The organism is Bacillota bacterium, from assembly GCA_013314855.1.
Lineage (GTDB): Bacteria > Bacillota > Clostridia > Acetivibrionales > DUMC01 > Ch48.
This window is the reverse complement of the sequence record JABUEW010000050.1, coordinates 15,752-28,963: the sequence shown is the minus strand read 5'-3', so window position 1 is coordinate 28,963 and position 13,212 is coordinate 15,752. Positions and strand designations below refer to the sequence as shown.

At 37.9% G+C, this 13,212-nt stretch carries 9 protein-coding genes and 1 pseudogene; all 10 read left to right on the top strand.

Features of this window, described 5'->3' with window-relative positions; genetic code table 11:
- Window positions 1-209 precede the first annotated feature (209 nt).
- Window positions 210-2,090 carry a heparinase II/III family protein gene (locus tag HPY74_10265; GenBank protein NSW91032.1) on the top strand — a complete coding sequence of 627 codons (1,881 nt, stop codon included), beginning with the start codon at window positions 210-212 and terminating at the stop codon, window positions 2,088-2,090.
- Window positions 2,091-2,160: 70 nt separating this feature from the next.
- Window positions 2,161-4,503 (top strand): hypothetical protein, encoded by a 2,343-nt coding sequence (locus HPY74_10260; protein ID NSW91031.1) that lies wholly within the window; start codon window positions 2,161-2,163, stop codon window positions 4,501-4,503.
- Window positions 4,504-4,606: 103 nt separating this feature from the next.
- On the top strand, window positions 4,607-5,563 hold the full coding sequence (locus tag HPY74_10255; protein ID NSW91030.1) for an acetylxylan esterase: 957 nt from the start codon (window positions 4,607-4,609) through the stop codon (window positions 5,561-5,563).
- A gap of 74 nt (window positions 5,564-5,637) precedes the next feature.
- Window positions 5,638-6,714, top strand: a complete 1,077-nt coding sequence (locus tag HPY74_10250) for a hypothetical protein (GenBank protein NSW91029.1) — start codon at window positions 5,638-5,640, stop codon at window positions 6,712-6,714.
- A 93-nt stretch (window positions 6,715-6,807) separates the two neighbouring features.
- Window positions 6,808-8,520: an extracellular solute-binding protein gene (locus HPY74_10245; protein NSW91028.1), complete on the top strand. Its 1,713-nt coding sequence runs from the start codon at window positions 6,808-6,810 to the stop codon at window positions 8,518-8,520.
- A 114-nt stretch (window positions 8,521-8,634) separates the two neighbouring features.
- Window positions 8,635-9,579 (top strand): sugar ABC transporter permease, encoded by a 945-nt coding sequence (locus HPY74_10240; protein NSW91027.1) that lies wholly within the window; start codon window positions 8,635-8,637, stop codon window positions 9,577-9,579.
- Window positions 9,580-9,627: 48 nt separating this feature from the next.
- Window positions 9,628-10,509: a carbohydrate ABC transporter permease gene (locus HPY74_10235; protein NSW91026.1), complete on the top strand. Its 882-nt coding sequence runs from the start codon at window positions 9,628-9,630 to the stop codon at window positions 10,507-10,509.
- Window positions 10,510-10,566: 57 nt separating this feature from the next.
- Window positions 10,567-11,751: a right-handed parallel beta-helix repeat-containing protein gene (locus HPY74_10230; protein NSW91025.1), complete on the top strand. Its 1,185-nt coding sequence runs from the start codon at window positions 10,567-10,569 to the stop codon at window positions 11,749-11,751.
- Window positions 11,752-11,797: 46 nt separating this feature from the next.
- A pseudogene (locus HPY74_10225) lies at window positions 11,798-11,932 on the top strand (hypothetical protein).
- A gap of 145 nt (window positions 11,933-12,077) precedes the next feature.
- On the top strand, window positions 12,078-13,193 hold the full coding sequence (locus HPY74_10220) for a DUF2961 domain-containing protein (protein ID NSW91024.1): 1,116 nt from the start codon (window positions 12,078-12,080) through the stop codon (window positions 13,191-13,193).
- The last annotated feature ends 19 nt before the right edge of the window (window positions 13,194-13,212 follow it).

Below are 13,212 nucleotides of genomic sequence, written 5' to 3'. Positions count from 1 at the left end.
TAGTAGATTGTACTATTGATTGAATTTTAGCAATAAAATTAACATTAATTAGTAAAGAAAAAACATATAAAAATAAATATAAAAAACTTGACAAAAAGACAGTTGATAGTTATAATAATTAATATAAATTGATAATTAAATAATTCAGCGTGTTGTAAGCAAAAACCCAGTTTCAAACCCGAATAATCCTGTGAAGGAGATATACACTTATGTTAATGAATAAATTTGGAGATTTGGAACTTAAGAAAATAATACTTCCCCCAGACAATTTTCATCCTTTCCCAAAAGCTTCGGAGCGTGAGGCATGGAGTGCCATCACACCGGAAGCGAAGCGAGAATGGATATCTGTTGCTGAAAAATATAAGGATTTTACATGGCCTACAATTACTGTAGACAAATATCTTCATTTTAAGCAGACAGGAGAGAATCTGCCATATTTAAATCTTTTTTATGAACGTAGAAGCGTACTTGGTGTTTTTGTGATTGCCGAATGCCTTGAAGGTGAAGGAAGATTCTTGAGACAGATAATTAATGGAATATTCTGTATTTGTGAAGAGACATCCTGGATAACACCTTTTGATACCATGCTGCAAAACGAGGTAATTCCGTCATCTTCCGACCATAAAGTAGATTTGAGCTGTTCTGAAACGGGAGCGTTACTTGCGTGGACTTATTATTTGTTAAAAGAGCAGCTGGATAAGGTCAGCTCTCGCATTTGCAAGCGGATTGAAAAAGAAATACATGATAGGTTGATTGTTCCTTATCTAACACGTGATGACTATTGGTGGATGGGATTTGTTGAAACGCCCCGTATAAATAACTGGAATCCTTGGTGCAATAAAAATGTGCTAATGTGTTTATTGCTATTGAAAATGAATGTGGAAACATGTATTGCAGGGATTCGCAAAGTTATGAGAAGTCTTGACATTTATCTTAGCAAATATCCGCCGGATGGGTGTTGCGATGAAGGCCCAATGTACTGGGGAGCTGCAGGGGGAGGATTGCATACATGCCTTGAGTTGCTTTTTAAAGCTTCATCAGGGATTATAGACATATATTCGGAACAGATTGTACAGGAAATCGGTAAGTATATTTACAAGGTACATATTGACGGAGATTATTTCGTTGATTTTGCAGACGGAGATGCCATTGTTAAGCTTAATGCCGCAGCTTACAGTTATGGGATTTCTATAAAAGATGTAAATTTAATTCAACTCGGAGCGATTTCTACACCAAGCGGACCTAATATTTTTGCTTGGTTCGGAATGTATGAATATCTGCTTGGTTTGTTTAAAGAACGGGAAATGAAGAAAAATGCATCAAAAGCTCCTTATGTGCGTGATGCCTGGTTTTGGTATACACAGGTAATGACAGCACGAGAAAAAGAAGGGAGTAAGGAAGGCTTCTTTTTAGCGGCGAAGGGTGGACATAATGCAGAATCACATAGTCATAATGATGTCGGAAATTTTATTGTATATATTGATGGAAAGCCGCTTTTAATCGATCTTGGAACAGAAGAGTATACAGCAAAAACTTTTAGCCCACAGCGATATGAATTATGGTATTTACAGTCCCAGTATCATAACTGTCCTACGATTCGTGGAATTTTACAGGAAAATGGTAAACAGTTTTGCGCAAAGAATGTGGAGTACCATATCTCCGATCCATGTGCCGAGTTAATGATGGATATTTCCGGTGCTTATCCCAAGGAAGCAGGAATAGCATCGTGGATCAGGAAATGCACTTTGAAGCGGGGGTATGAAGCTTCAGTTGAAATAGTAGATGATTATAAACTTTATGAACCTACGGATGATATACGGTTTAACCTTATGACTCCATGTAAACCGGGTTTATCACCATTAGGAGTGATAGATTTAGAATATGAGGAAGGTAAAAGGGCGGTAATTCATTATAATAATGAGCATCTTGTTGTGCATATCGAAAAAATACCGCTGGAAGAAAGCCGATTAAAACGCAACTGGGGCGAAGTTATGTATCGTATTGTGTTGAAAGAAAAGACAGCAGTGTGCCAGGCAACCCGCAAAATAATTATTTCCGGAATCAATGAGACCGGAATCAATGAGAAATAAAACATGTTTAAATGACATTCAACTATTTTATTACATATTTTATTCTTTTGATGCAAAGGTGATAAATGGAATGATGAGCTTATATGGAAATTTTAATATGGAAGGCACTGAATTTATCATAACTAATCCTGCTACTCCACGGGCTTTTGACAACTTTCTTTGGAATGATTCTATCTTTTCCTATGTCCAGCAAACCGGCGTAGGATATTGTGATTACCAGGTAGATAAATATGAAGCTGTCCAGTTGCTTACGGGTAATGGCAGGATTTGCGATTTTGACCTTTATGGAAGAGATAATCTCATGAGCAGGTTAATTTATATCCGTGATAACGATACGGGCGATTTTTGGAATGTCAACTGGGAACCTGTCAGAAAGAAATATGAAGAATACGAATGCAAACACGGCCTGGGGTATACAATAATAAAAACCAGGGTAAAAGGTATTATATCAGAATTCAGGATATTCGTTCCAAAAGGCAAAGATCCGGTAGAACTCTGGACTCTTAGTATAATAAATAACACTGGAATAAGAAAAAATCTTTCGATTTTTATTTATAACCAATTCCAGTTTAGATTTAAATGGGGTTTTGACAGTTATGGGGATATGATTTTTAGATCTTCTTGGTTTAGCAAACAGTTTAATGCCGTCGTAGCGGAAAAGCACCCACATTTAAGGCCACATGATTATCTTACGGGATTTTTAACTGCTGATGAACCTATTGTTGCATATGATGGCACGCGAGATGCTTTTGTGGGTATGTACAACACTTTAGGAGAGCCGGAGGCAGTTATAAGAGGACAATGTACAAATACTCCAGGTTCGGCGGATGCCACTATCGGGGCTGCACAATTTAACCTGCAATTAAATGGAGGAGAGAGCAAAGAAATATCCTTGATCCTAGGTGTTGTAAATGAAGAGAAGAATATAGGCTTTTTTAGAAATAAGTATTTTGGTAACTATGAAAAATACTTTTGTGAAATTATCGAGGAAAGAAAAAATAGAACAACAAAAAACATGGTAAAAACTCCTGATGAACACTTTAATAGAATGTTTAACTACTGGGGCAAACACCAAGCATTATTTGGTGCCACCTGGTGCCGATGGGGTTGGAACGGTTACCGTGATATTGTTCAGCATGGGATGGGGGTATCCTCATTTAAGCCACAGAGAACTAAAGAAATACTTGTAGAAGCTTTTAAGCATCAATATAATAGCGGATTAGCATTACGCGGCTGGAATCCAATTGATAAAAAGGCCTATTCCGATAGCTCACTCTGGCTTGTGTTCACACTTATATCTTATATAAAGGAAACCGGGGATACAGGCTTCCTAGAAGAAATTATACCATATTACGATAGAGGCGATGCAACTGTACTTTCACATATAGATCAGGCTTTGGATTTCCTTGAGAATCATAAAGGTTCACATGGATTATGCCTTATCAAGTTTGGCGACTGGAATGATTCCCTTACTGCTGTTGGTAAACGTGGAAAGGGAGAAAGTGTATGGCTTAGCGAAGCATATGCCGAGGCTTTATATCAAATGGCCGATCTTGCCGAATATTTGAATAATGATAGTAAAAAAAGAGATTATCTTGAGCGTTGCAAATGTATAAAAGATGCAATTAATAAAACTGCATGGGATGGTAATTGGTACATACGGTGTTTTGATGATAATGGTAATCCTATTGGAACAAGTACTAATGAACAAGGGAAAATTTTTATCGAATCACAGGCATGGGCTCTAATTGCGGGTGTTGCTAATAGTGAAAGGGCTAAAAAGCTTATCAGGGCATGCGATGATCTCCTGGGTACGGATTTGGGATATAAACTTCTTTCGCCAACGTTTATGAAACGTGATGAAAATATAGGGCGTATCAGTTGCCTTGAACCGGGAATATGTGAAAATAGCACGATTTATTCCCATGTTAATGCCTGGATGATTCTGGGACTTCTAAAAATGCATAAAGCAGATAAAGCTTATGATATATTTAAACGAATTACACCTGGCTATTACAGGGGAGAAAATGATCCTAAACGAAAGTGCCCTGCTTACATTTATGCAAATTGTTATTATGGGCCGGACCATAGAAACAATAAATTCCAGATGGAATTTACCTGGATTACAGGGTCTATAGCATGGTATCAACATTTATTAATGAATGATCTTTTAGGAGTAAAAGCAGATTATGAAGGTTTACGGATAAAACCTTGCATTCCATCAGAATGGGATAAGTATGAAGTTATAAGATTTTTTAGGAATGCTACTTATAATATAGTTGTAAATAACCCTGACCATTTACAACATGGAAACGTAAATATAATTGTAGACGGTAAAGAAATAATCGGTGATATTTTACCGGTTTACAATGATGGAAAGATACATGAGGTTGAGGTCAAGATGATGAAGTAGGCAAACAATCAGCTTACTTAACACTGTTGATTAGAGAAAAACGAGAAGAATTACTGTTGAAATTAAATCGGACTATGTCGCTGGTGAATTGGAGGTGAAGAAATTGGGTTACATTGATAACATAGAAAAAGAGCTTTTTGAATATTATCCCCCGCTTACTAAAAGGGAGGATTTTGATGAATTTTGGGATTCTACTCTTAAGATCGCAAAAGCTGTTCCATTAAAACCGGAAAAAAAGTTGTATGATTATCCAAGCAATTATGTGAAAGTATATTCTATTTCATATAATGGTTTTGATGAGACCAGGATCCATGGCTGGTATATCTTACCCACTTTTACGAAAGAAAGTAAGATTCCATGCCTTATACATTATCATGGATACGATGGAAACAAGGGAATGCCGTCGGATTTTATGCATTGGATTATTATGGGAATTGCGGTATTGTCAGTTGATTGCCGGGGACAGAGCGGTGAAACCGGTAACTGTGCTATTTATACCGGTGGTTCAACGCAAAGCGTTGTTTGCAAAGGTATACTGGATAAGAATGAATACTATTTTCGTCAAGTGTACATGGACTGTGTCAAGGCAATAGATTTTGTCTGTGCGCAAGAGGAAATAGACCGAAATAGAATCGTAGTAGAAGGTGGTAGCCAGGGAGGAGGATTGACAATGGCAGTTTGCGCCCTTGATAAAAGGCCATACATCGCGATGGCTGATGTACCAAGCAACAGTAATATTGAAAAGCGTATTGAAGGGGCAAATGGAGCTTTTTCCAGTGTAACCGAGTATCTAAGAATCCATCCTGGCAAGGTTGAGCAAGTTTTTAAAACCTTGAGTTATTACGATACGATGAATATGGCAGATCGTATTCAATGCAAGGTCCTGGCATCAGTAGGATTAAAAGATAATATTTGTCCGGCAAAATTTTACTTTGCCACCTACAACAGAATTAAAAGCGAGAAATATATAAAAATATACCCATTTAATGGTCATGAGGGTGGAGGAAGTTTGCATAATGAAGTAAAAATGCAATTTTTAAGAGACCATTTGTATTCTTGATAGGAATGGCTTTTTAATATATTTTGAATTGCTACATACTCGTAAGGTAGAGAATGTAGAGGTGATAAGCTGCCATGAGCTATAATAATTATATTATGGACAGGGTAGAAAAATATAAACAGTTTTTTAAGGATGATACTCCTGGACAAATCCTGGTTATTATATGTCCTTATACGTTCGAGATAGACTACGAACAATGGGACCTGGGGTCAAGACCGCTAAATAACTGGGATTTTAAAAAGCAGGCAAAGGAGTTTATGGACTATAATATCCGCAGGCTTAGATGCTTCATGGAGTATACTAAAGACCTGGATAATGATTTTATTCCGGCAATTTCCCCTGGTATGGGGGTAGGAGTACATAGCGCTTATTTTTCCGGTGCCGAAGTGATCATGGGATATGATACAAGCTGGGTACACCCCGTTATTAGGGAATGGAGCGATATTGAAAAACTTAAGATGGATGAATATAATCCATGGTTCTGTATCTTGAAAGAAATGATACAGTATTGTGTGAACACTTGTGAAGGGGATTACGTGGTATCTACACTATGTAATTTCGGACCGGGAGATATGGCGAACGCATTAAGGGGAAATGACCTATTTTATGATTTGTACGATAATCCGCAGAAGGTACATGAACTTATGGATAAAAGTAGCGATGCGATAATTTGGTTGGAGGAAGAGCTAAGGAAAATTGCTGGCATGATGGAAGGGGGAGTAGTAACAGCCAATGTGTGGCTTCCGGGCCAGGCACCATATATATCGGAGGATTTTACCGATTTGTGTTCCAGTAAAATATTTAATGAGTTCGGATACAAATATACTCAAAAGATAATCAACCATTTTGGCGGGGCATACATTCACCATCATGCGAAAGGATATCATGTACACAAGGACATTGCATCGCTCAAAAACCTGAAGATGCTGGAAATTAGTCTTGATCCAAACTGTTTGCGCCCTGTTGATCACCTTGAAGAGCTGTTTGAGATGAATAATGGCATACCCCTGATGATCCGGTGTTCTGCAAGGGACGTATACCAGGAGATTGAACATATGAAAAAGGGCAGGCTCGTTATAATGTTGAATATTGATACCATTGAAGAGGGCAGGGATGTAATGAAATTTATAAGAAAAAATTCAATAATTTAAATTGTGTTTTTTAAGAAATTTAAATTAGGTAATACGATTTGGCAATTTATTGCTGAATCATTACAAAATAATATTATACGAGGAGGTATTATTATGAAAAAAACCATTGCTTTAATATTCGCTTTTATCATGCTGTTAAGCATAATGGTTGGTTGCAAGGTAAACGACTCAAATGATAATGCTACAACAAGTACTTCAAAGCAGACTAGCAATGTATCAAGTTCAGGGGAGTACCCCGCAAATACAGGCAGCTATATCGACCCTATTACAAAGTATGATGAGCCTGTCGATGTCCATATGGTTCTTTCGATAAACCCACCAATGGTTTTCCCAAAAGGGGATTCTTGGACCAATAATGTATGGACTAGGGCTTTCAAGGATGAGTTGAATATTAACCTTATTTTCGACTGGACATGTCCCTGGGAGCAATACGAAACAAAACTTAATCTGGCTATCGCTTCAAAAGATTTGCCCGACATATTTAAACTTTCTAACTATTCCCAATTTAAGAAACTTGTGGATGCTAATATGCTATACGACCTTACAGATGTTGTTGTTACTTCGAACCTCTCTGAACAATTAGCCGGGTATCTGAAACAGCGCCCGCATTCCAAGGAATGGGCAACCCTGCATGGCCGCCAATATGGTCTTGCCTTAGGGGGTATAAATTTACAGAGCCCATATTCCTTGCTATGGCGTGATGATTGGTTTAAGCAGTGGGGTGGACCAATGCCAAAAACCATGGAAGAATATATTGAAATGGCAAAAGATTTTGCTGATATGGATAGAAAAAATCGCTTTGCACTTGGTTTGACAAAGAGTATCTATGAAGGACAAGCCGGTTTTGTAGGCATGGCAAATGCGAATGGCGCATATCCCGGCGTTTGGTATGAGGATGAGACCGGAAAGCTTGTATATGGTGATATTCAACCCCAGATGAAGAAAGTACTGCAGACCTATGCAAAATTATACGCAGAAGGCTATATTGATCCTGCTTTTGCATCTTATGACGGTATGAAAATTGCCGAGCAACTCACCTCTGGTAAGATTGGCGCAACTATTGCTCAATTCTGGGTACCCGGCTGGCCTTTGGGGGATCTTTATGCAGCAGAAAAGGTTACTTGGTCCTGTGCCGATATTGTTCCATTCTCTGATTATAAAGGTGAATTGAAGCTTCAAACAGATGAACCAAAGCCGGAAATTTATGTTGTAAACAAGAATTTTGACCATCCCGAGGCATTGTTGCGTATGATGAGTTTTGCCAGCGCAAAGGTAAATGGACCACCGGATATTGCGGAGCCTGAGAAGTATCATAGTGATGAAAAGTACGACTACCAAGGATCATGCCCAATTTATCCAGTACTGGCTGATGTTAAAGTCAACCTCAATACGGCAATTCACGTTACTGAAGCATTGGATAAAAATGATGAAAGCTACCTGGTTACTCCGCATGACTGGACTCAATACAAACGTACCAAGTCCTGCTATGATTCCATAAAGGCCGGTAAAGGCATGAACGAGGACTGGGCTTCTTATATATCATGGTACGGGCCAAACTCGTTCTTTGGCAGATTCAACAAATACTATGATAATAATATGCTGATGGTTACCAAACTTGTTGGTTATCAAACTGATGAAATGGTACGTTCGTGGGAAAACTTGAAACAATATGTACAGCAAGCGTATACTGAATTTATTATGGGCATACGGCCTTTAGATGAGTTTGACGCATTTGTTGAAGAGTGGAGAAATATGGGTGGTGCAATAGTTGAAATTGAAGTAAATGAATGGTATAAATCCAGGTAGTTAATTGAAATTAAATAGAAAATAAGATATTATTAAAGTAAGTTATTTATCATGGATATAAGAAAGGGAAGCGCTAATTTGGCCAATACCCTTTCTTATATCCTAATTATCCTAATGTCCGGATGCTTGGAGGGGTTTTCTTTGGGAAAAGTTGAAAAGAAAAAGAAAAGCTGGAAAACAGATAAGAGTTTTTACCTTATGGTGTTACCCGGAATGATACTGGTAGCGATATACTATTATGGTCCGCTTGTTGGCTGGGCGCTGGCATTCCAGCGCTATGATATTACAAAAGGGTTGTTTGGTTCTCAATATGTAGGTTGGGACAATTTTAAGTATCTCTTTACTAAATATCCAGGGTTCTGGCAAGTAATCAGAAATACATTGAGTATATCAATTGCCAAGATGATAGTAAACTTTGCATTTCCGATAATTGTATCACTTCTGCTCAATGAAATAAAAATAGAGAGGTATAAGAAATCTCTTCAAACGATGATGTATCTTCCGCATTTCCTGTCATGGGTTGTTATAAGTGGTTTGCTGATAGACATTCTATCACCTACCGATGGTATAATTAATAATATCCTTAAAGCATTGGGCGTAAAGCCGGTTTATTTTCTTGGTAGTCCGAGCATTTTCCCTGCGACCATGGTCGTATCCGATGCGTGGAAGGTGTTTGGATTTTCAACTATTTTATATATGGCAGCATTAACAAGTATAGATCCACAGCTATACGAAGCAGCTATAATTGACGGAGCCTCAAGATTTAAACGATGTTGGCATATCACAATTCCAGGTATTGTTTCAATCATGGTGCTAAGCGGAATTTTGAGTTTGGGCAATCTTCTCAATGCAGGGTTTGATCAGATTTTCAATCTCTATAATCCTGCTGTATACTCTACCGGCGATGTATTGGATACATTTACTTATAGAATTGGCTTTAAAAACTTTCAATATGATATGGCAACAGCCGTAGGTATTGTAAAATCATGTGTATCGTTGCTGCTTGTATCTACATCCTATTTTATGGCATATAAATTTGCCGATTACAGGATATTCTAGTATTTTATGTTAACTGCAAATGAAATGTGATAAAATGGAGGAAGTAAAATGATAAGAAAGACGCTGGGTGAAAAAGTATTTGATGTATTTAACTATATTTTCCTGACAGCTTTGGCTTTGAGTTGTGTACTACCGTTTATACACATGTTAGCAATATCTTTTAGTTCTTCAGCAGCAGCTACCCAGGGTCGGGTAGGATTATGGCCGGTAGAGTTTACATTGAGCTCATACCGGTTTGCTTTTCAAAGACCGGACTTTATTAGATCATTCGGGATCACTCTTGAGAGAGTTATACTGGGTTGGGCAGTAAACATGTTTCTGGTAATTATAACTGCATACCCGTTGTCAAAAACAAAACAAGTCTTCAAGGGTCGTACTCTAATTGCATGGTTTTTTGCTTTTACAATGTTTGTCGGTGGAGGATTAATTCCAACATATATGGTTGTTACATCAACGGGGTTAAAAAATACAATATGGGCGCTGATTATACCAGGAGCGGTGCCAATATACCATATGGTTATCCTTTTAAATTTCTTTAGGCAAATACCAAAGGAGATTGAGGAATCGGCATTAATGGATGGAGCTCGTCAGAACAGGATTCTTTGGCAGATATATGTGCCCTTGTCGATACCAGCATTGGCAACCTTGACAGTCTACACTGTAGTAGGGCACTGGAACGAATGGTTCAGTGGGATGATATACATGGATGATTCAAAGAACTATCCATTGCAAACATATCTTCAAAGTATCATTACGACTCCTGATTTTTCTTTGTTTGATACTACACAGATTGAGCTTTTGAAGAAAATTAGCAATAAAACATTCCGAGCAGCACAGATAATGATAGTGACAATGCCAGTTCTACTTATTTATCCGTTTATGCAAAAATACTTTATATCAGGTATGACTTTGGGCAGCCTCAAAGGATAGGATAAGGTGGTTAATTATATACTTTCTTCAGTTTTCACTAGAGGGAGATGCTATTAAATGGTAAAAAATGTTACTTTAACTGTAGGTAATAAATCAGGTGATATTATAGGGGATACAAACATAGCCATTCAAGCAGCCGTGGACTATGTGGCTGCCCTGGGAGGCGGAACTGTAAGAGTGCTTGAAGGCGAATACCTTATGTATGATTCTGTGCGTCTTAAAAGTGGTATTTCCCTTATTGGTGATGGTGTGGGTCGAACGGTGTTGAAAAAGGCTGCCTGCTCAAAAAGCTATTTAAAAGCTACATCAGGTTATGGTGAAAATCAAATAATAATATCTGACCCTGAAGGGTTTGAAGTTGGATATGGTGTTGCCGTGTTTGACGATAAAGCACAGGGATTTCTCTGTACGGTAGGGACTATTATTGAACAAACAGCCGAAGATACTTTTAAATTAAACACTGCGATGAACACTGATTGCATGATTGAAAATAATGCTATGGCGGTTACTATATATCCTGTAATAACTGCTAGTAATTGCTGCGATGTTACAATTAAAGATATCAGTGTAGACGGAAATAGGCAAGAGAATTTATACCTCAATGGCTGTAGAGGAGGAGGTATATTTCTTATTAATACAAATAATGTTCTTATCCAAAATTGTTGCGTAATAAATTATAATGGTGATGGGATTAGCTATCAGAATTGTAATGATGTGGTTGTACTTGATAGTATCAGCAAGGGAAATACAGGATTTGGTTTCCACCCGGGTAGTGGCAGCATGCGGACTATTGTACGAAACTGCATTGCTACAGAAAATGATTCGATAGGCTTTTTCTTTTGCTGGAGAGTGAAGGGTGGACTTGTTGAAAACTGCGAGTTCTCTGATAATAAAGGTGCAGGAATATCTATTGGACACAGGGATACCGATAACGTGATATTGAATAACAGGATTTTGAGAAATAAAAATGGTGGTATAGAATTTAGAGATGAAGACGTGATTCATGCACCACATAGGACCAGGATCGAGGAGAATGAAATCCTCGATAATGGCGTTGAACCCGAATTTTTCGGGATAAAAGTCCTTGGAGAAGTTAGTGATATCCTAATAAAGGGCAATAAAATAGGCACTAATTCTCCGGAAGGTAATAGTGTGGGTATATATATAGCAAATTCTACCTCAAATATTACAATTGTAGATAACTTGTTTTTAAATACTAAGCAAAAAATAGTGAAATTATAGTTCTAAACCACCAGCTTATAATAATGACAAGTACTGAAACAACTGCACTGTTTTTTGGTGGAAGGCAAATGTTACGCCGCCAAAGAGTCTGAAGAAATGGTATGACTTGATTCGTCAACTGGTGATACACTTAGAAGCCCGGTATGGCAGGAACGAGATCAAAAATATGAAACAAATTTAAATTATTTAAATTGCAGTGTAAAAGGATAGTGTTTCATGCTGTGTCTTGAGTGAAATGAAAGGGTCAGTAGCGATTTATTTAGTATTCTCATTGATATCTCATTGATATCTGTAACTTAAAAGAAGCGAAAGGAATGTGAGTTTTTATGTTGTACCAATTAAAAAAGTTAAATAGTTATGCCGCTAGTGCAGAAAATCCATTGGCAAGGCGAGGTTCTGGGGGAAAGGCAAATAACGGAAGAAAAGGTTCGCCCTGTATATGGCCATTTAAGAAAGGAGATACCTATATTTTGCTGGATGTAGAGGGCCCAGGGATGATACGGCATATATGGATGACAATACCCCCAGGAAATGTTGATCATATGCGCAATGTGATTATTCGTATGTACTGGGATGGACAACCCCATCCAAGTGTAGAAGTCCCGATAGGCGACTTTTTCGGAATAGCACATGGAAGACAGTGCAACATGGTTACTGATTTTGTAGGAATGCAGGATGGGAAGGGATTCAATTGCTGGATACCAATGCCATTTAAACAAAGGGCTTTAATTACCGTCGAAAATGATTCGCATACGGATGTAGAGATGTTTTTTTACCAAATAGATTTTACTCTTGGAGACGAATTGGATAGCGATACAGGCTACTTTCATGCGCAATTTAGGAGAATGAATCCGTGCCCGATACAAGAAGATTATGTAATATTGGATGGAGTTCAAGGACGTGGCGTTTATATAGGTATGATTTTAGGCATAAGGGATTTATTCAAAGAGGCATGGTGGGGAGAGGGAGAGGTTAAGTTTTATATTGATGACGATGACTTATTTCCCACTATTTGCGGTACTGGAACGGAGGATTATATAGGATCGGCGTGGGGTCTAAGTGAAATAATAACTCCTATCCAGGGGGCTCCTTTGGTAGATGGAAAAACAGGATTATATTCCCTCTATAGATTCCATCAGAAAGATCCAATATATTTTAGTTCAAAAATTAAAATTACAATTCAGCAAATAGGATTTGGTCTTGCTGATAAGGCAAAGAGCCATTATGATAAGGATTTTATCGGATATCAGGCTGCAGGACATTCTTTAAATAGTGAATATTGCTATTTTGAGAGAAGTGATGACTATTGTAGCGTAGCATATTGGTATCAGACCCTTCCTACCGTGCCATTTCCATTACTGCCTAATAGAGAACAGCGAATAGAAGGCTTGCTTAATATGACCGATCAAGGTAAGCCAAAAAGAAATGACATATCAAACTAAGCATTGACAGCCTTGCTTC